Raw genomic sequence first — 19,758 nt, forward strand, 5'->3', positions numbered from 1 at the left:
AAAACTATTGTATCCAATTTTCCGGGTAAGGATTAACCATAAGAGTTGATTCCATCACTGATTATCTGTAATCATTATCCTATAAAAACTGTTTTAACGTCTGAATTTTTGGTATATATTAGCTGATATAAAATTACTTACGTTAATAAATTTGCTACTTGTGACTAAATCTACCCTTGTATCTGTATTTCCTCGAGCACTGATGGTTCTTTTTATTGGGATTACCCTTTTTAGCTGTTCCAAAGATGATGGTGATTCGTTGGAAGATGCCTTTTATCGGGATAAATTGAGTAATGCCAATATATCACTGCTAACGGGAACCTGGTCGTTATATGCGGCTTCTTATGAGGATATAACCGTTGAGGTTCCTGAAAATGACAATGATTGCGGTAGAGATTTTATAGTCTTCAATGGGGATGGCGGTTATAAAGAGTTTATACTCTCAGATTCCTATCAGTGTAACTATGATTCCATCGAGGGGGAATGGACTTATGATGATGGGGTAATAACAATATCTAATGGTTATGGTCTGGGATATGAAATGGTCTTGACGCAACTGAATACCCAGCAGATGACCTTCCGAGCAAAATTGGATATCGATGATGATGGTATTGATGATATAATAACCTTTATTGCAAAACCTTATACACCAAATGATTTTGATATATATTCGGATAGCTTCTATCATAATTCTGATCAGGAACATAAGGACAAGATCCGTTTTGACTGGCAATCCTATAAGGGTTTCAATGTGTTTAATCGTTATGAAATATACCGGACAAATGGATATAATAAAGACGATGCAGTGCTGGTTACTTCCATTGGAGATCAAGGAACCAATTTTTTTATTGATGTAAATCCACCGGCCGAGGAACGATTGTTTTACTTTTTTCGATTATATACGGATCAGGGAAAGATCGCTGAAAGTGAGGTGCACAGTGTGGACACCGGTGAATTATTGTCAACAGGGGTGACTTCAAGCTCGATAATGGTTTCAGGAGAAACGATAGATTTTAGCTGGGAAAAGTTTGACGGATATTATTTCTCTCATTATGAAATTAGTACCAAGGAGACGGAAGGTTATTTTTATGGTAGTTCAAATAACGAGCGTACCGTAGCTATAATAGACGATATTAATACCACGTCCTTTTCAGATACGAATCCTCCTTTTTATAAAGATCCGATCTATACGGTATACGTCGTCGACATCTTTGGGAATCGATCTTCAAACATAATTATGGGGAAACAGGCTCAGGGACTTGTTTTTAAGAGACAGGAAGTAACTGATTTTGTACGATTAGAAAAATTTGCACCCGGGAAGAATGAATCAGTGATCTATTTATATGGTACTGTAAGCGGAGAGCAGGGAAGTACTATTCATCGGTATAATTACGGTACAAATACCGTGGAAGCCATTGCCGATGTTAAGCCCCCGTATTATACCGATTCCGATCTGAAAGTATTTAACTCATCGTATGGAGAAGAAATCGTTTTATTGCAGGCTGGTGAATTTTACGTGTATGACGGAACTAGCTTAACTTTAAAATACAAAATAACCCCACAGGAAAATTTCGGACTGGATGACTATATCGTATTAGAAAATGGCTTATGGGTTGTAAGTGATCATGATTATGTAAACATCTATAAAAGAAACACAGACGTACTGGAATTGATCGATCGTCAACCGCATTTTGAAAAGCACCAGAGTTCCGGACTTTACTATTTAAAAAGTTTAACGGATAATCGAATAATGATCGGTCATCGAAATGAACCATATTCCTATATTTTCAGTTACGACAGCGAGGGGATGATCACTTTAATTGATACGACCGTACCGACGCAGACACCCACCACCTTATATAGTAGCATAACCAATACACTGATAAATTCGAAAAACAAAAATATTCTGGATGGAGATACCTATCAGTCTGTCGGTAGCTATATTTACCCGGCCGTTCCTAATACCATTTCGAAAGATGGAGATCGTTTACTGGGATCCAATAATGATCCGTTAGGGATGTATACTCATGAGAAGAAAGCCTATATATATGAAATAGATTCACAAACCGAATTATCAATAGAAACCAAAGGATATCCGCATTACCTGTTCGAATCCTATGACGGTAAATTGATCAGCATTTCTACCGGATTATTGAGGAGTAACTTAACTTCCTATATCGCAAAGGAATGTATTTTTATGGAAGAAGTAACGCCATAGCCTAAAGGGAAGTAAGTGCTTTTGACCACAGTACGGTCAATGTGATTAATCACCGATAGTGGGAGTGTAGGCTATATATAAAAATTCTCGCTTATACTTTTTGAGATAAAACGATGGATAAAACGGATTCGAATCATGAATAATTGGCTAATCAAACAATTAGAAAAAATAGGTCTCGACCTAAGTAATGTAAAACCATCGGCAGATACAAATATTCGAATCCTGGAAAGGGGTGAAAAAGAAAGTATCGTCTTCCCTATGGTATCTTCGGTAAAAAGTGAATGGCGCATTCTTAAATGGCATTTTGAAAAAGGACAACAGGTCAACTATGGTGATATACTTTGTACCATAGAAAATACATCCCTGAAGGAGAAAATGGATTTTGAAACCTATGTCGCTGGTACCTTGAATTACTTCCTTCGGGAAGGACAAAAAGTTGACCAGGGAGTGATTGTAGCGGAAATATCAGGGAGATAGAGGAATTTGATTTCTCTGAAACTTCTGAAACCGATATGAATTCTTGAATGAAGTATTTAATAAATCCGGACAATCTTTCTTAGCATCCAAAAAAAGATTGTCCGGAAATTATGCTGGTTTAATAAACTTTGAGTTACTCAAAAGGTACTGCATCCACAGTCATATTGATATTTTTCCAATCGGTAACTGCTACCATCAGATCATGATTGGTCGCTAAACCAACACCTGTCCGATCGATCTTTGAATGTGCTTGTGTCGAGTTATCGATGGCGAATGCACGTACGTTGATCGTTTTATTAGAACTTTGATTTCCTATCCTGCAAAGGGAAAGTTCCGGAGAGAGGGTGATGTCAACATCTTCTCCGGGTCCACCTCCGATTCCTTCAACAGCAATCGCACGAATCTGGTTTTCAACGTTCCTCGCAATGGTTAATTTAAAGTTCTTATTCACGCCTGGCGTAAATCGCACCTGAGTTCCATCGGCATTTACCGCTAACACATCTTCCTGACCTACACTGGTTTCCATATCTTCTATGACAAAAGAGGTTCCTTCCGGAGTGATAGAAGTATAGGTGTATTTACCCGCTCCGTTACCGGTGATCTTACGGGTCAACGCCGTTTCAGCGGGCAGCAAATAGGCTCCTTTGGTTAAATAACAGGGGCGGCTATCCGGAATTTCAGCAATGATCTGATTTCCGAACATACCGGTTCGCATTCCAAATTCGTCTGTAACCTGCAGGTCAGCCGGAGAAAGCAGGAAGTCGATAACAAAGCTTGTTAAACCAAGAGGTCCGCTAAATGGAAGATCATGGTCTGCTAAATGAAAGTCTCCGTTAGTCATCATCCCTAAAGTAATGCCCATTTCGCTACAGAATTTTCGGGTAGTATCACCGTCATAATAATCGAAGAGGATTTCTCCATCGGTTCTTCTGAATTCTAAATAGCAATTTGCATAGGCAGTATCGGCTGTAGTATAAGGGTGATTACAATCCCAGCAATATAATTTAACCCCATGTGGATCTGTACTTCCGTCAGCTTTCGGACCTCCATGGTCTTTCGGATATTGGAAACGTATTGGAACGATACAATGCGTTTCTCCTAATTTTTCAGCATACCCGGCATCCCAGATTGCTCCGGAAGGAATAAAGAATAACATTGGAGCATTGTGACGATCACATCCATTATAAAAGATATGTTCTATTTCCCGATAGGTCTGCAGAACTCTGGGGTTACCTTGTCTGCCCTGATCATGGAAATGAATAAGCGATTCACGGCTTAACAGTTTACCATGAATAGCGGTGAACATCTTGAGGTCCTCCGTTGAGGGGGTGACTCCATACTTTCCAAAGGTATCAGTAGCACCTTGCCAGAATTCATCCAGTACTATAGACGACAGTGCTGTACAGAATCCTGTTGCTAATCCGCCGTTATCTTTTCCTTTTAAGAAGTAATGATAAAAACCGTAAAAGGCTGCGGTCAGTACTGGGTGGCCAAATACCGGATCCAGTTGCTCATGCCATACCTCTACGGAACCAAACGTTTTTAAATAAGTACTCCAGGAAGGAGCTCCGATTTTAAAGTTTTTAAATTCAAAGGAGTGTTTCGGAAATTTAAATGGAATCTCCAGGATCTCTGGGGTATAAGCAGTTCTTATGTTGCTCATCATTCCATCCGGATTCTGAACCTGTAAGGATTGTAAGGTTTGCGTGTTCCCATTTCCACCGGTGCCTGGCATTATAAAATTCAAAGTGTTCGCATCTTCGAAGGTCGCTGGTACCGCTGCAGAATTTATAATGACCGATGCACCATTCATGAAAGCCTTACCGGTCACCTTTATGCTGGTTCCGGGATTCAGAGCACCATTAAATATATCCAACTGTGGTTTGACCCAAATCCTGAGACGGTTACTTTCAGAGCCATCCTGCCGTTTTATATACACGATTTGTTCCCCACCTTTGATATTTGCGGGAATGGTAACCGAAAGACTTTCATCTGCGTTGATCGTAGGTGATAGAAGATGTCCGCCTATATTCACCTTATCGTTGGAGGTGAATCTCGTGCCCTTAAGCGTAAGATTATCAGAAGGGAAGACATAATCAGGTTCTGCATCCGAGATAAATGGTTGTGTTAACAGGTCATCCCAGGCATCTTCTGAGAATTCTATGAAAGTCAAAGTACCATCGCGACCCACTGTGTTTGCATCAGGCCCAACATTTCCGGGTTGTCCCTGAGCTCCGTTATGTCCGTTATCTGCATCTTTGCAATATTGTCCGACTCCGCTTCTTCCACCGGCACCTCCGTTACCGCCAGGTCCTGCATCGCCTCCACGTCCTTTTTGTCCGCCCTGATTTTTTATTCGGAAGGATTGATTGGTTACGGTTGATTCCAGTGTGCCATCTAATACTGCGATGGTAATTGCACCACCATCACCGCCATTTCCACCACGACCTCCGTCACCGCCGCGGCCACCATTTCCACCGTCACCGCCGTCACCCGGATCTTTATAACACCATTTATGTACGTATATATCATGTATTCTACCTTGTCTGCCATCGGCTCCATTTCCACCATTTCCACCTTTTTGACCGCGTCCTCCTTTGATACCATTTTCTCCATTCAGATCAATATCGGGCATGGAATTCATGGCTTTCACCCAAATTTCAAGTTTAGGAGCCGCTAGGCCTTTGGCACCATTTATACCAGGATGACCGGCTCTTCCGTTCTCACCGTCCAGGCCATCATAGGAATTTGGCTTTTGTTGGACACCCGAATATCCCCGTCCGTTAAGATCAGGATCATTGGCTCTTGGGGGCGTATTTCCTCCGGGTCTGCGCCAGGTTATTTTGGAAGTCGGACTACATTCGATCTTTTCAGCGATAATAATCAAGGTTTCTACTTCCGGTTCAACGACCAGTTCCGTATTTTTCAAATTGAAAGAACGCGCGATGATTACCGCGGTATCGATAGGCAACGTAGTTAGCGTCAAAAGTTTTAATCCTTCTCCGTTGGTAGATGGCCAGATTTCAGGTTTGACTTTATCCAATCCATTTATCAGATTTTTGTCTTTAATAATAAATTTATTGTTCTTGAAGTTAATTGCCGTCGCAATGTTAGGCTTTGGTTCGTTGAGAACCCTGGGCATGGTTCTACCCAGGTTTCCTAATATACGAGGGTTGATACCCGGATTCGTTCTTAATACACGTAATGGGTTTGTGGTGGTTTCAGCCGTACCTCCGTTAGCGTCTTCATTTTCTGATTTGTCGGAAATAAATTTTAGGCTATTCCGGTTGATCAGATTGTTAGCCAGGAGAATTTGCTTCTCCTTAGTAGATTTAGAGGCGATGGTACCGGCTATTTCTCCCCAGTTAAAATGTGGATTAAAAGTGCCAAGCTTGGGGGCAATTAACACTTTCCCCGGAGTCATTACAGTTCGCTGGGTAATATTAAGGTCGGATAAGTCTGATATTTTATCCACACCCACGGTCGCCATAATATTTTTTATTCTTTGTAATCGGGCATAACTTTCATCAGGTTTTAACGTAACTCCCAATTTTTGAATTCCGAACTGTAATTTTAGTTTTTTGGTGAGCTCGGTATTCCTTGCAATAAGCAGCGCTTCTTTCTTCTGAGTGATAACTCCGCTCTTAATGCTTAATCCTGAAAGCGTACCGGAGAACGGAAATTTCACACCATCTACCCAGGTGCCAAAATAAAATCCCTCATTACCTACTGGTTTTAAAGGATTTGCAATGGTTTTTTTACCGACCTCAGTACCATCAATTTCAAGTAGCAGAGTGTTTTTATCTTTGACGAAGCGTACAAACTGTTCTCGTTGCGTTGAAATTTTAGCGGTGTTGCTATCTACCTGCTGCCATCCTTCCTGGGTATGGACTGCGCCAACTAAAGCTCCGGAATCTGCAATAAAAAATGCCACGGGTGGATTTTGTGCTTCCGCAATGTTCATCCGGCTTCCGATTGATTTTGGCCGTATAGTAGCTTCAATGGTAAAAGAATCCAGTTCAGATAAGGCTTTAGAGTTGCCTAGTTTGATAGATCCTCCCTCATTAAACTGGATTGTGCCATTTCTCCGTAGGTTCATCACCTTCGTGTTGATCGATAAATTCTGTCCAAAGACAGAGCCATCAAAAATTTCATCTTTATCCGTTCCCAGATAAAATAAAGTTTTTAAAGTTTCCATTCTATTTAAATTAAGTTAGACATACGAAGGCCTGGGAGAATGGATTTTGAAAAGTATGGGAGTGCCTTAAAATAATATTTCTGGAAGGTTCGGGTAGGGAAATGAACACTGAACAATAGTAAAAAGCGTTAGTAGAGAGTCAGAATAACTAGCTTAAAGATAGTGTAGAATATGAATGTTTGAAAGGGGGAAATTCCCTGAAATTATAACTTGAAATTCATTTTTTTCCTCTTAAAATTCTGATGGTCCATTATTGCTACTGATTAAATCTGGTCCACAGGAAGCTTTGATATCCCTACAAGAACTTCCAAAGATTCATTATAATTATTTAACTTTCAGTTAAATATAGTAACACCACCATGAAATTTGAAGGCTTACTTATACAATGGAAAATTATAGGGGTCTTAATACTCATTATAGTCGATACATTGAATGCTCAAACTTCCGTACAGGGGATCGATCTGGATCAGGGGGAATATAGGGTTGGGTTTCGTCATTATACGGTGTTAGATAGCACGCGAACGTATCGCAGAGCTTATGAGTACAGTAATAGTACGATGCCAAGGCCTGTTCCGGTGAGTATTTGGTATCCATCGATAGAAACTACCGAAAATGTACCCGTATTAAAGGTTCTGGATTATTTTGAAATATTGAAAGAGGAGGAGGAATGGGAGTATCTTCCTGACGAATACCTGTTAGATTGGTTTTACTACGCGAATACTCCTTCTAATCAGGAACATTTGCAGGAATCGACTCATGCATACCCGAATACCCCAATAGCTGACGGCAGATTTCCTGTCATCGTTTATACGCCGAGTTTTCAGGCCTCTTCCATCGAGAACTTTGCGCTTTGTGAATACTTGGCCAGTCATGGATATATCGTTATAGCCTCACCGAGCAGAGGGACAACCACGCGTTGGTTCAGCAATAATCTGGCACAGGAAATGGAGACGCAAGCACGGGATGTGGCGCTATTGATAAGTGAGATCGGGAAATATCCAATGGCAGACTATGCTAGGATCGCAGTGGCTGGGTTCAGTTTTGGAGGTTTGTCAAATATGATCGCTCAGAATCAACATGCAAAAATAAAGGCGGTGCTCAGTCTGGATGGTACCGAACGCTATCAATATGCCTTACTACGGGAATCTCCTTATTTTGATCCTGAAAAGATCAGGGTTTCTTACTTTCATATGGCACAAAAGGAGATTCCGGAAGAGGTTCTTCTGGAAGATGCTATAAGTCCTGACCTAAATACGGACTTCCAACTGTATGACCGTATAGCCAACAGCACGGTTTACCGATTACGATTCCATGATCTCACTCATTCATATTTCAGTACGTTAGGCGTTTTGTTTGCGGAAAGAGATCCGAGACAAGACAAAAGCGATGCCGAAATTATGGCTTCCTATAAATGGGCTATGCGATATAGTTTGAATTTCTTTGATGCCATCTTAAAAAAGGAGGAGGCGGCTTTGAGGTTCATAGAAAATAAACCGGAGGACAATGGGGTAGGATCAGGGTTGCTTTCACATCAAATCAAGCGACCGGAAAGAGTTTCCTTCACCTTTCAGGATTTTAATGACCTGGCAGCAGCACAAAACTATCAGGATCTACCTGAATTATATGATTCGATACAAAAGAAACATGCTGACTTTAAAATTCCGGAAGGTAATTTAAACACCTTAGGATTACAGCTCGTTTTCAATCCGGAAACCTCGCAAAAGGGAATCGCCGTTTTCCATTTTGCAACGGAGCGCTACCCGAATTCAGCCAATCTGTTTGATAGCCTCGGAGAAGGATATCTGTTTTTAGGAGACAAAGAAAACGCCATCAATGCTTATGAAAAGTCTTTAGAATTGAATGCAGCGAATCAAAATGCGATCGATCGTTTAAAGGAATTGAGGGAATAAAGGAAGTGGAAAGGTTACTAATTTAAATCATTTAGTATAATAAAGCCAAAAGACTAAAGCTGACAGCCTACAGCAATTATTTTAATACAGAAGTTAACTTTTCAGGTATAGCTGGGGTTAGGGGAGATTAAGGTGAAGAATAGCAATAAATATCAGGTGTCTACAAAGCTTTTAAATGGATATTTGTAATTTGTATTCCTAAATAAGGCTTGCGTTAGAAAACCAATGAAATAGTTTACTGATTTTAAAACATTCAATGCTTATTTTGGCACAGAGCCACCTTTAGACAGTCATATAGACGTTAACGGGTATGGTAATAAATTTTTAAAAAAATCAGAAGCCGTAAGTATTGATTTTTACCGCATATCTCTCAAGCAAAAAATATATTTACCTAAAAATCACCCGCTATACAATACCATAGACCAGCCATTTAGTGCTTTGTTTTTCAGTAGGCCGAAAGATGTGAATAGTTGGTATATAGAAAGGCGTTTTAAAGGATATTATGTGCAGTTTTCTCATAAAATAATTAACGAAAACAAGCATATTTTTAAAAAATTGATGGATTTTGGACAGCACGAACCTTTGTTTCTTTCATCCCAGGAAGAACAGGAGCTAGAACAAATCTACAAATATATGCTACGACATCACCGTGAAAATCCTCAAGGGTATGACATCATACTGTCCTATGCTTTAGTGTTGTTCAACTTTATTGAAAAATTATATTTATCAGTATTAAACAAATCAAGTCCGAAGTTAAATTCATTGGTTATTACATTTCAAGAATTACTGAATAATTATTATCCGTCACAGCTATCAACTCAAAAATTTATTGAAATTCCTACTGTAAATTATTTCTCTTCACAAATGGATGTTTCGGCAAATTATTTAGGCGATGTACTAAAAAAATACACAGGGCAATCTGCCATAGACCATATTCATCAATACATCATAAAACAAGCAAAAGTTAAGTTACATAAATCAAGTACACCAATAAAAGAAATAGCCTGGGAACTCGGTTTTGAATATCCTAATTATTTTGCTCGTTTTTTCAAAAACAGAACAGGGCTTACACCCAGACAATTCAGAAATCAGTAATTTGTTTCATTTCCGAAAGTAATCTATATACTTTTTTGCTAGATATATTTCTTAATTTAAAGGAGATGACTTTTTGTTAAAACCAACTTCAATTGAATCGGTTTTAACCCATCTCTTTTATTTCGAATAGCTAACTAATGAACACCTTTAAAGATTTCATATCATTCAACAATTATGTGGGTTTAGCAGCACCACTAAACGACCATATTGATGTCGGCACTTATCCGGATAAAACACGTCTGAAATCAGAAGCCGTATTTATAGATTTTTATAGAGTTTCTTTTAAAACCAACTATATAAACTCAGATTTACCGGGTTATGATTCAGAAAATCCTAAACCTATAACGGCAGTGTTCTTTAATAATCCTGGAAGTGCCTATGAATGGGATTTAGACGATAAGTTTGAAGGTTATTATCTTCATTTATCAAGGGATTTGATAGATAAACATCGTTATCTATTTCAGAATTATTTGGAATATGGTTATCATGAAGCCTTGTTTTTAACCAAAGAAGAAGAAACAGAAGTTATCAATCTGTATCAGTTTCTAATAAAGCACTATCGAAATAATTTAGAAAACTATAATGTGCTTTTAGCGTCTATTAATCTTATTTTAAATATGGTAGAGTCCTATTATAGACGTCAATTTAAAACGGATATAAAAGTTTATAGTCCTATTGTTAGTGAATTTCAACAATTATTAAGAGACTATTATAAAGGACCGATAGAAGGTATTCCTACGGTTCATTATTTTGCTGAAAAAATGCATCTTACCCCTAATTATTTAGGAGACGTCATTAAAACCTATACCCATAAGTCTACGATCGAAACTATTCACGAACATGTTGCCGAAAGTGCGAAGACATTGCTTAAGGAAAGTAGCTTAAGCAATACTGAAATTGCTTTTGAACTAGGTTTTGATTACCCAAACTATTTTGCCAGGTTTTTTAAAAAACAAACACAACTTACCCCAAAGCAATTTAGAGCAAAATTTAAGCTCATAGATTGATAAATTTTCAGATTCGGTAAAATGTTTCCTTTTTTGAAGTGAATCTTCTCCTGTAAAGCTCTAGTTGTCAAGTAATTTTGTCTTATAGATTTATTATTAATCATTAAAACTAAATATTATGTCACAACAAAAAATTTCATACAAAAACACAAATAACGGAATATTAATGTCTGCATATTTGGATTTACCGAATGATTTCGACAAAAACAAACAATACCCTGCACTTGTAATTACCCACCCAGGAGGTGGAGTAAAAGAGCAAACGGCAGGTATTTATGGTAGAAAGTTTTCAGAACATGGTTTTGTTACTATTGTAACTGATGCTTCCTACCAAGGAGAAAGTGGAGGAGAGCCAAGGCAATTAGAGAATCCTTATATCCGAACCGAAGATATAAGTTCCGCAATAGACTACTTAACCACATTGCCTTATGTAGATAATGAGCGTATCGGTGCATGGGGAATTTGCGCGGGGGGTGGTTACACAGTAAATGCTGCTATTAATGATAAGCGTATTAAGGCTCTTGGAACTGTAAGTGCTGTTAATATAGGTCATATGATCAGCAAAGGCTGGTTGGGTGATCAAGATATGAAAGATGCCATGGGTTCATTACAATTCGGAGCACAAGCCAGAACCATTGAAGCTAATGGGGGAGCTATTGTTCAAATGCCAATGGCACCATTAAATGAGGATGATACGCCTTATACCGATTTAAAAGAAGCTTGGGAGTATTACCATACCGACAGAGCACAATGTTCAACATCACCTGGTTATGGAACGGCTCGTAGCTTAACTCAACTGGTAACCTACGACGCATACAACATGGCAGAAATTTACTTAACACAACCATTGTTCGTTGTTGCAGGAAGTGTAGCGGAATCAAAATGGATGAGTGATGATTTAATGGAACGTGCAGCCTCCGAAAACAAGCAAATGTACATTGTTGAAGGAGCAAACCACATGAAATTATATGATATCCCGCAGTATTTAGATGAGGCAGTTGCGCAGTTAGCACCTTTCTTTAAAGAGCATTTAGGGGTGGCAGAACTCGTTGAAGCCTAATAACATATTATTCAAAAAGCCGAAGTGAAATTTTACTTCGGCTTTTTAACCTTAAAAACAAAATAAAATGGAACATCAAATAAATTTACACGGCATCGAAAATCCGCCAACAAGCACAGCAAGAATGTCTAAGGAAATGATGGATAATGCAGTTGACCAGATGAACAGAATTTCAGAGGAAGACTATGCAAAAATCATGGGTATGGTAAAAGTCTGTAAAAGGGAGTGGCGAAGTCTTTTACACAAGACGCCGGATGATTACAGTATGAAAGGGTGGGAAGATATTTATTTTCAAGCTGATGATGGTGTGCCTTTAAATGGATGGTACATTCCTGCAAAAGGAGGAGAAAGTGATAAGTTGGTTATTTTCAATCATGCACTTCCAATGAGTAGGGCTGGTTTTCAGGGCCATATGGGTGAGCCCTGGAGCGGTTTTGAAGCAGTGGAAATAGACTTCGTCATACAGATGAAGCATTTAACCGATGCAGGCTACAATGTGTTGGCTTATGATATTAGAAATCACGGACAAAGCGGTACCGCCAATGATGGAATGTGCGGTATTGGACTTCTGGAATGGAGAGATTGTGTTGGCGTAAAAAAATATGTTGATGCGCACCCGCGATTAGGTAAAATGAAAGTGGCGCTTTACAGCCAATGTATGGGTGGATGCTCTCAATACGTAGCAATTGATAAGCGACCAGACTTATTTGAAAACGTAGCCTGTATGTGTAGCCCATTAGTACCATCAATGCGTTCAATCTACAATGCCTTTTCAAAGCTTTTGGGTGTCAATGATTATTTGGATCTTTTGGATTTTGAATTAATCAGGGCAGGCGGATTCACCCGAGACGAAATGGACCCAAAACTCTACACCAAAAACATTAAAATGCCATTGCTAATGTGGCAAGTTAAGGACGATGCATGGGTAGAAAATCCAATGGATGCACAAGCAACTTTTGATACCATTCCGAGTGAAGAGAAAGAATTGTTTTGGATTGAAGGAACTACACATCGTTTCAAAGATGGTTATAACTATTTTGGAAGAACACCAGAAAAAGTACTGGCTTTTCTTGACAAACACATGAAATAATAAGAAATAATCTTAAAGCCGAAGTTATGCTTCGGCTTTTAATATTATGAAAATGAAAAACGTACTCATATTAGGGGCAAGTGGTGCAATTGCACAACACACCATTGAAAAGTTGCAAAAGGATGACACCATTAATTTAACCCTCTTTGCAAGAAATGCCAAGAAAATTAAGCAGTTTGAACATTCGAACATGCAAATAGTTGAAGGTGATGTTTTAAATAAATCAGATTTAAAAGAAGCGTTAAAAATTGCAGACATTGTATATGCAAACCTTTCTGGACCTATGGAAAAATTTGCAGAAACTATAGTCAAAGAAATGGAAGAAAGCAAGCCCAAAAGATTGGTCTTTGTAACCTCATTGGGTATATACAATGAAATACAAGGAAAGTTTGGAGTGTGGAACGATAGAATGATCGGGGGAGCATTAAAAACATACCGAAAAGCAGCCGATATCATTGAAGCATCCAATTTAGACTACACGATTGTGCGTCCCGCTTGGTTGCAAAATGAAGACGAAGTGGATTATGAAACCACCCAAAAAGGCGAGGATTTTAAGGGTACTGAAGTATCCCGTAAAAGTGTCGGAGTTTACATAGCAGATATCATCCAACATCCTGAAAAAGACAGTAAAGCGAGTGTGGGTGTAAACAAACCAGGAACAGAAGGGGATAAACCTTCTTTTTACTAAAATAGCAAACTAACTAACCAATGAGATTATGAAGTTAAAAACTATCAAATCAAAAATAGGAAACGCTATTATCACACAAATAGTAGAAACAGATATAAACGATGCGATGCCCATCATTCTTCCAGATGCCACGCCGGAAGAGATGAAAAAAATAGAATGGTTGGATAAACCATACAGAACCGATGATTATTTAATGAATGCAGATTCACAAGCATTTTTTATAGAAATGAACGGACGTTTATTTGTGGTAGATACCTGTGTAGGTAATGAAAAGGAAGTATTGGGTTTCGATGGATTCAACAACCTCAACATCCCTTTTTTGGAAGCTATGGAACAGGCAGGAATTGACCGAACCAAAGTAACCGATGTTATCTGTACCCATTTGCATTTTGACCACGTGGGATGGAATACGTATAAAGAAAATGCCAAATGGAAGCCCACTTTTCCAAATGCCAAATATCATTTCGCAAAGGAAGAATACGACTATTGGGAAAAAGACGGTTTTAAAAACCACGCGTTGGGCCCTATAGAAAATGTATCGTTCTATGAATCCATAGACCCGGTGGTCGAAGCAGGTCTGGTGAACTTTATTGAAATGGATGACGATTTAGGCGATGGTATTTCCGTTAAGCCTTCATCCGGACATAGTAAAGGACACATCAATGTTCATTTTATTGCAGGCGACGAAACCTTTATCATAGCAGGTGATATGTGCCATCACCCTTGTCAAATTGCAAAAACGGAATGGGCAGCGGTTATCGATTATGATAGGAAAGAATCGGGCGTCACCCGACGCAGAATTTTGGGAGAATTGAGTGGTTCTGACATTTTGGTGACTTGTACCCACTTCTGTAGTCCATCTTTTGGACATATTGACGGTAACGAATCTGATGGGTTTGTGTTTAAAACCGTGGACAAAAGCAAGTAGCCAATGTTGGTTTCTAAATCGCATAGAAGGCTTTTTAAAAGGCTGGCATTGGTCTTAGTCTTTTTCTTTTTTATGGGTTTTTATTCCATTAAGGCACAAGTAGCTGTAGCTGAAAAGGGTACATTTTTGTTTACAGGAGTATCAATGGATATTCCAGGGAATAACAAATTTGTATTTTATTACGGTTACAGTCCATCGGATAATTTTCAGGCATTGGTAGCATTACCTTTTTTCAAACTACATAAAAACATTCAGTTCATGCCGGGATATATGATGACAAAGACTGATGGAAACGAGATCTTTACAAACCTGCAACATCATTTTTTACCCAGTCTAATATTCAATTTCAAATTAAGCGACCGTTTTACGTTAACCGATAGGAATATGTATTTTCGATTGGAACGAAAAAATACAGATGCCGTTTCTTTTTACAGAAATAGGATCGGACTGATTTATCATACCAAGTTATTTAAAAGGCCTGCTGATATTTTTTTACACGACGCTATGTTTTGGAGCTTGGATAGTGGAAAGTTTACAAGAAATCGTGTGATTTTAGGAACAACTATAAAAGCCTTCAAATGGCTTTCACCTCAATTTTGGTATGTATTGCAAAACGATACAGGGCTTTTTCCAAGACATCAGTTTTATCTTATCTTGACTGTACCGTTGGAAAATTTTGGTGTATTTAAAAAGAAAGAAACAACGAATCAATAAAATAAAACCAATCCATGAAAAAAGAACGATTTGAAGCAATTACAGACGCCGTAATGGCCATTATTATTACGATCATGGCATTAGAAATCGAGTTACCTAATTTCGATGAAGAAGGTATCAATGAATTTGTAATGCAAATAGGAATATATATTTTAAGTTATGCATTCATTGCTATACTTTGGATTAATCATCATAATATTTTCAGGCACGTCAAAATGGTCGATCATACTACGCTATGGCTAAACTTTTTATTATTGTTTTCGACTTCTTTGATCCCTTTAGCTACCAGAACGATTGATAAGGCTTTTTTTGATAACAAGAGCCATATTCTATTTGCTTTGATTTTTGGTTCTGCTACGCTATTATATTTTTTATTGGATGAAAGAGCTATTAAGCTTTCGGAGAATAAAAGGGTTGCAAATACCAGAAAAATGAATATCGTGGCGACGTTGCTTTTCTTCTTGGCGATACCGTTAAGTTACGTCAGTATTTACATATCATCTGCAATATTTGTTTTAGTCCCAACCGCATATTTTTTGTTACCGCGAAAACAAATAAAGGATGTAATTTAAATTATCATGAGTTATGGAAAACGAAGAATTACACCAAGAGTTGTTCGGCACTAAAAAGGAACCGCGTAAATCATTGCATACCTTTTTGAGAAACCAAAATAAAATGGTGATCAATTCATTCAATATGATTGATAGAAAGGCGGCAATTATGATAAGAATTAATGCGACCATTATATCTGTTATTATAGTGTTTTTCGACTATGTAAAAAGTATTGAAATGGGTGAATATATTGGTGCTGTAATGGTAATTGCATCGTTTATTTCATTGCTATTGGCTATAAATGCTTCAAGACCTCATATCTTTAAATTATTCAGGAGATTCAATAAAAAATTGGGTAATAATAATAACAATCTTGAAGAGAAATTGTTTTCAGTGGGTATGTTCGACAATGTGCCTTTACAAGAATATTTAGAAGCCTATGATAAGGTTGTGAAAAATCAAGATTTACAGGTAGGTAACCAAATAAGAACTCTTTATATTTTAGAACGATATACCAAAGATGCCTTTCTTCATTTAGAACTTTCTTATTGGGCCTTTATGATGGGATTTACGGCTATGGTTGGATTGTTTGTTTATGGAAGTATAATTTAATTTAAAAATGACTAAAGTAATTATAACCGGTGCTACGGGTATGCTTGGTAAAGCTGTCTTACAAGAATGTATAGAACACCCAAAGATTGATAAAGTGCTTATCATCAATAGAAATCCATTAGGATTAAACCACCCTAAATTGGAAGAAATCATTTTAAAGGATTTTTCTGACATTCAGTCTATAGAAGAACAGTTAAAGGGTTACGATGCATGTTTCTTTTGTATGGGAGTATCAGCGGTAGGTATGGATGAAGAGAAGTATACCAATATCACCTATGTAACGACTAAGGCATTTGCTGATGTACTCTATGCTGTAAACAACAATATGGTTTTCAACTATATTTCAGGTGCAGGCACCGATACTTCTGAAATGGGAAAGGTAATGTGGGCAAGAGTAAAGGGAAAAACGGAGAATTATATCCTGCAAAAAGGTTTTAAAAAGGCCTATATGTTCAGACCGGGGATCATTATTCCGGAAAAAGGAACAAAATCAAGAACAGGCTGGTTAAATGCTACATACACCCTTATGAGTCCGTTGTTTCCTATGCTCAAAAAATTAAGTAGTGTGACCACTTCCACCAATATTGGTTTGGCAATGATAAACTCGCTTTACTTTAATGCAGATACAAACTATCTTTCAAATACAGACATCAATACACTTGCTAATAAAAAGAGTGAATAATAAACATGGTGCGCAAACCTAATAAAATAACTAAGTTAACTTGAGTAAAAGTATTAATAGGCTAGATTCTAAAAATAGATTTATAGGAATCTATAGACTATAAAGTTAGTTTAAGGCACAAACTGAGAATGCTATACAGAGAAGGGCTTAGTCTACCGGCTCTATGATTTCATTAAAGCCCTTGAATTTCTATAAATTTCAAATGAATACTTTGAGAATTTGATAGATAATTCAGTAAGAATATTACTATGGAATTTATATTTTAGTAGGGGTGAAGGAATAAATAAGTAAAAGCACAGACACCCTGATTATCCTAAATTTTAAAACAAGATGAAACGAGCTTTAACTGTTATGTTTTTTTTATTGACTTTTCAACTAGTAATAGGTCAAGTTGCAATAATTAATGACCCTGATGGCTGGACTAATGTGCGTGAAGCTCCAGATGGAAAATCAGAAGTTATTCATAGAATCTATGAAAACGAAGTATTTTGGTATGACCCTGAACTTTCGGAAATTCAACAAGACTGGATACCCATTTATATTCCCAAAAATAAATTTTCCTTTGGGAACAGTATGTCTAATGTTATCAATGGCTTTATTCATAAATCAAGAATTCTACCTCTTGATAGTTTGAAAAGTTATTCAGGTAATGACTTTAGTTTTGAGTACGAGATTGTAGATTTCGATTCGACAAACAGAATAATAGATAAGCAAGATGAGATATGGGTAACTTTTATTGATGGCAGGCCAGTTCATGGTACTGATGGTAATTTACCTAAAACCCAAGTAAAAAATATAGAGGTAAAAATTAATTCGAAAAGTATCAAAGTGCATCAATTGTTCTACAGTGATATCTTTGAATGTGACAATACATTTGACACGTTTAAAATAGGAGATACTTATTTTGTATATCAATCGAATAGCGATGGAGCTGGTGGTTATGAAATTGTATGGGTTTTTACAAAAGATGGTTTGATACAAAGACTTGTAGGTTCAATGATATAAAATAAGAATCTCCGTAATACCATTTAAAGTATTGGAAATTCGCATTTGATTTATAAATTATAGCAAATCCTTTGCCTGTAATTTCAATCAAACCCAAAAGATAACAGAGAATTGAAAAAAGCAGACGTCCAATACGAGGTTGTTGCACAGCCTCTCATTATACATCCATTGAGAAAAACTATATTCATATTAAATTTTATTTTCAGCACAATAGTTTTTGCCCAAAATCCTGATGCATCTACGCGGTATGAAAAAGAATACTATGATTTATTAAACTACATTCCAAAGAATCTGGAAACTGATTCAATTCACAACTTGGAGAGTCCAATTTTAAAAGGAAACTTAAATACGATTGGAAGTCTAAAACTATATAACGGATTTAGAGAAGAGATTAAATTATCCGAAAATGATAAAAAATGGTATGAAAATAGAATTGACCAAATTGCAACCGAATTATTTATTGACGGAAAAAGAATTTTAATAAGTGCGGAAGGAGATGTTTCTGGTTGTCCGGATAAAATGATTGACACTTTCAGATTAAAAAATATCGAGATTATAAACTTGAAGTTTTGCCATACATGTACTGATTCTTATCGAGATGAAAACTTCATTAAAAGATTTAATAGCCAAATGTATTCTTTAATGAAAATTGATCCTCCTAATGTTAAAACTCATAAATTTTACGGAATATATTCCGGCTATCCCAAAAACAATAATAGGATTGAATTAATTCTATCTGAAGACAGAACATTTAAATTTTGGGATAAAAAAGGACACTTTTCTGATTTTACAGAAGGTTTCTGGAAAAACAGCAATGATACTCTGATTTTAAATTCCAAAACTTTTCACGAAAATGATAGTTTGTCTTATGCTTCATCAAGTGCAAATTGGATTGAATTTATTGATGTAATGTTCCGCTTAAAAAAGGAGAAGCTGATAGAATTAAATAGAGGACCAAGGAAATTAAAAAGGATAATAGAATAAAATACATTGTTGAACGAAACCTAAAGGTAGCTTCCCGGTGAAATGACAATACGTTTAGCTACCTTTAGGTTAAGTTCATCTCCCGATACGGGTAATAAAGGTTTCAGTTGTTTTCTTGGCGTAGTATTCCGCTACAAAATTTGCTGTAACTAGGAGAGATTACTTAAGATGGTACGACTAGCTATATCCCCATACAGCCGATCGTTTTGCACTTCATCCTGCATTACATATACAGTTGAAATATCATAACTCCTGAGTATAGCCGAAATACGATGCATATAGGGAAGTTTTGGAGTGTGAACATACTCCATAGGCAGAAAGGAAGATTGCTGATTTCTAACGCTCATTTGTTTAATAACGGTGTACAGTATCATGGTAATGATAGGGGAATAGGCTGTATCGTATTTAGTGTTATTCACCAGTGAAATTAAGGCCGGATTGTCAGGATTATTGAAATCCATGGGAACTTAATCTTTAGATACCATGTAAAACAACTTTTATGATCCGATCTTTTTAAAGGCATTGGCCAGGGTACTTT

General features: G+C 37.3%; 17 protein-coding genes. 15 read left to right on the forward strand and 2 right to left on the reverse strand.

The genetic code is table 11. The annotated features are described in order from the left end of the window. Positions 1 to 160: 160 nt before the first annotated feature. Together DMZ48_RS04950 and DMZ48_RS04955 are read left to right on the forward strand one after the other, a co-directional pair. Positions 161 to 2,218, forward strand: coding sequence for a lipocalin-like domain-containing protein (locus tag DMZ48_RS04950; RefSeq protein ID WP_143954010.1), 2,058 nt, complete (start codon positions 161 to 163; stop codon positions 2,216 to 2,218). Between the two features lie 135 nt (positions 2,219 to 2,353). Next, positions 2,354 to 2,695, forward strand: a complete 342-nt coding sequence (locus DMZ48_RS04955; protein ID WP_143954011.1) for a biotin/lipoyl-containing protein — start codon at positions 2,354 to 2,356, stop codon at positions 2,693 to 2,695. Positions 2,696 to 2,828: 133 nt separating this feature from the next. On the opposite strand, the gene DMZ48_RS18840 is transcribed toward DMZ48_RS04955, so the two are convergent. Next, on the reverse strand, positions 2,829 to 6,893 hold the full coding sequence (locus DMZ48_RS18840) for a LamG-like jellyroll fold domain-containing protein (protein WP_162558669.1): 4,065 nt from the start codon (positions 6,891 to 6,893) through the stop codon (positions 2,829 to 2,831). Between the two features lie 359 nt (positions 6,894 to 7,252). Here DMZ48_RS18840 and DMZ48_RS04970 point away from each other — a divergent pair, with 359 nt between their 5' ends. The 13 genes from DMZ48_RS04970 (at position 7,253) to DMZ48_RS05030 (ending at position 19,220) form a co-directional block, all read left to right on the forward strand. Beyond that, complete coding sequence (locus DMZ48_RS04970) at positions 7,253 to 8,803, forward strand: poly(ethylene terephthalate) hydrolase family protein (RefSeq protein WP_143954012.1); 1,551 nt, start codon at positions 7,253 to 7,255, stop codon at positions 8,801 to 8,803. Positions 8,804 to 9,265: 462 nt separating this feature from the next. Continuing rightward, on the forward strand, positions 9,266 to 9,898 hold the full coding sequence (locus tag DMZ48_RS04975; protein WP_143954013.1) for a helix-turn-helix domain-containing protein: 633 nt from the start codon (positions 9,266 to 9,268) through the stop codon (positions 9,896 to 9,898). A gap of 137 nt (positions 9,899 to 10,035) precedes the next feature. Then, complete coding sequence (locus DMZ48_RS04980) at positions 10,036 to 10,905, forward strand: helix-turn-helix domain-containing protein (protein WP_143954014.1); 870 nt, start codon at positions 10,036 to 10,038, stop codon at positions 10,903 to 10,905. A gap of 118 nt (positions 10,906 to 11,023) precedes the next feature. After that, positions 11,024 to 11,965 carry an alpha/beta hydrolase gene (locus DMZ48_RS04985; protein ID WP_143954015.1) on the forward strand — a complete coding sequence of 314 codons (942 nt, stop codon included), beginning with the start codon at positions 11,024 to 11,026 and terminating at the stop codon, positions 11,963 to 11,965. A 67-nt stretch (positions 11,966 to 12,032) separates the two neighbouring features. Then, a complete protein-coding gene (locus tag DMZ48_RS04990) occupies positions 12,033 to 13,055 on the forward strand; it encodes an alpha/beta hydrolase family protein (RefSeq protein ID WP_143954016.1) in 1,023 nt (340 codons plus the stop codon). A 46-nt stretch (positions 13,056 to 13,101) separates the two neighbouring features. Further along, on the forward strand, positions 13,102 to 13,743 hold the full coding sequence (locus DMZ48_RS04995; RefSeq protein WP_143954017.1) for an SDR family oxidoreductase: 642 nt from the start codon (positions 13,102 to 13,104) through the stop codon (positions 13,741 to 13,743). 28 nt (positions 13,744 to 13,771) lie between these two features. Continuing rightward, positions 13,772 to 14,671: an MBL fold metallo-hydrolase gene (locus DMZ48_RS05000; RefSeq protein ID WP_143954018.1), complete on the forward strand. Its 900-nt coding sequence runs from the start codon at positions 13,772 to 13,774 to the stop codon at positions 14,669 to 14,671. A 3-nt stretch (positions 14,672 to 14,674) separates the two neighbouring features. Beyond that, positions 14,675 to 15,385 (forward strand): DUF2490 domain-containing protein, encoded by a 711-nt coding sequence (locus tag DMZ48_RS05005; RefSeq protein WP_143954019.1) that lies wholly within the window; start codon positions 14,675 to 14,677, stop codon positions 15,383 to 15,385. A gap of 14 nt (positions 15,386 to 15,399) precedes the next feature. Continuing rightward, positions 15,400 to 15,957, forward strand: a complete 558-nt coding sequence (locus tag DMZ48_RS05010; protein ID WP_143954020.1) for a TMEM175 family protein — start codon at positions 15,400 to 15,402, stop codon at positions 15,955 to 15,957. A gap of 13 nt (positions 15,958 to 15,970) precedes the next feature. Beyond that, entirely contained in the window at positions 15,971 to 16,549 is a 579-nt protein-coding gene (locus tag DMZ48_RS05015) for a Pycsar system effector family protein (RefSeq protein ID WP_143954021.1), read from the forward strand. 7 nt (positions 16,550 to 16,556) lie between these two features. Then, the gene (locus DMZ48_RS05020; RefSeq protein ID WP_143954022.1) at positions 16,557 to 17,231 is read left to right on the forward strand and encodes an NAD(P)H-binding protein; all 675 of its coding nucleotides are present in this window, start codon (positions 16,557 to 16,559) and stop codon (positions 17,229 to 17,231) included. Positions 17,232 to 17,561: 330 nt separating this feature from the next. Further along, entirely contained in the window at positions 17,562 to 18,236 is a 675-nt protein-coding gene (locus DMZ48_RS05025; protein ID WP_143954023.1) for a hypothetical protein, read from the forward strand. Positions 18,237 to 18,347: 111 nt separating this feature from the next. Continuing rightward, the gene (locus DMZ48_RS05030) at positions 18,348 to 19,220 is read left to right on the forward strand and encodes a hypothetical protein (RefSeq protein ID WP_143954024.1); all 873 of its coding nucleotides are present in this window, start codon (positions 18,348 to 18,350) and stop codon (positions 19,218 to 19,220) included. A 149-nt stretch (positions 19,221 to 19,369) separates the two neighbouring features. On the opposite strand, the gene DMZ48_RS05035 is transcribed toward DMZ48_RS05030, so the two are convergent. Beyond that, on the reverse strand, positions 19,370 to 19,681 hold the full coding sequence (locus DMZ48_RS05035; protein ID WP_338420294.1) for a TraM recognition domain-containing protein: 312 nt from the start codon (positions 19,679 to 19,681) through the stop codon (positions 19,370 to 19,372). Positions 19,682 to 19,758: the final 77 nt, after the last annotated feature.

The sequence above is a fragment of the Robertkochia solimangrovi genome (assembly GCF_007279655.1).
Classification (GTDB): Bacteria; Bacteroidota; Bacteroidia; order Flavobacteriales; family Flavobacteriaceae; genus Robertkochia; species Robertkochia solimangrovi.

Excerpts from the sequence above, each read along its gene's own strand:
- DMZ48_RS04955 (WP_143954011.1), top strand. The coding sequence starts at position 2,354 with ATGAATAATTGGCTAATCAAACAATTAGAAAAAATAGGTCTCGACCTA.
- DMZ48_RS18840 (WP_162558669.1), bottom strand. The coding sequence starts at position 6,893 with ATGGAAACTTTAAAAACTTTATTTTATCTGGGAACGGATAAAGATGAA.
- DMZ48_RS04970 (WP_143954012.1), top strand. The coding sequence starts at position 7,253 with ATGAAATTTGAAGGCTTACTTATACAATGGAAAATTATAGGGGTCTTA.
- DMZ48_RS04980 (WP_143954014.1), top strand. The coding sequence starts at position 10,036 with ATGAACACCTTTAAAGATTTCATATCATTCAACAATTATGTGGGTTTA.
- DMZ48_RS04985 (WP_143954015.1), top strand. The coding sequence starts at position 11,024 with ATGTCACAACAAAAAATTTCATACAAAAACACAAATAACGGAATATTA.
- DMZ48_RS04990 (WP_143954016.1), top strand. The coding sequence starts at position 12,033 with ATGGAACATCAAATAAATTTACACGGCATCGAAAATCCGCCAACAAGC.
- DMZ48_RS04995 (WP_143954017.1), top strand. The coding sequence starts at position 13,102 with ATGAAAATGAAAAACGTACTCATATTAGGGGCAAGTGGTGCAATTGCA.
- DMZ48_RS05000 (WP_143954018.1), top strand. The coding sequence starts at position 13,772 with ATGAAGTTAAAAACTATCAAATCAAAAATAGGAAACGCTATTATCACA.
- DMZ48_RS05005 (WP_143954019.1), top strand. The coding sequence starts at position 14,675 with ATGTTGGTTTCTAAATCGCATAGAAGGCTTTTTAAAAGGCTGGCATTG.
- DMZ48_RS05010 (WP_143954020.1), top strand. The coding sequence starts at position 15,400 with ATGAAAAAAGAACGATTTGAAGCAATTACAGACGCCGTAATGGCCATT.
- DMZ48_RS05015 (WP_143954021.1), top strand. The coding sequence starts at position 15,971 with ATGGAAAACGAAGAATTACACCAAGAGTTGTTCGGCACTAAAAAGGAA.
- DMZ48_RS05020 (WP_143954022.1), top strand. The coding sequence starts at position 16,557 with ATGACTAAAGTAATTATAACCGGTGCTACGGGTATGCTTGGTAAAGCT.
- DMZ48_RS05025 (WP_143954023.1), top strand. The coding sequence starts at position 17,562 with ATGAAACGAGCTTTAACTGTTATGTTTTTTTTATTGACTTTTCAACTA.
- DMZ48_RS05035 (WP_338420294.1), bottom strand. The coding sequence starts at position 19,681 with ATGGATTTCAATAATCCTGACAATCCGGCCTTAATTTCACTGGTGAAT.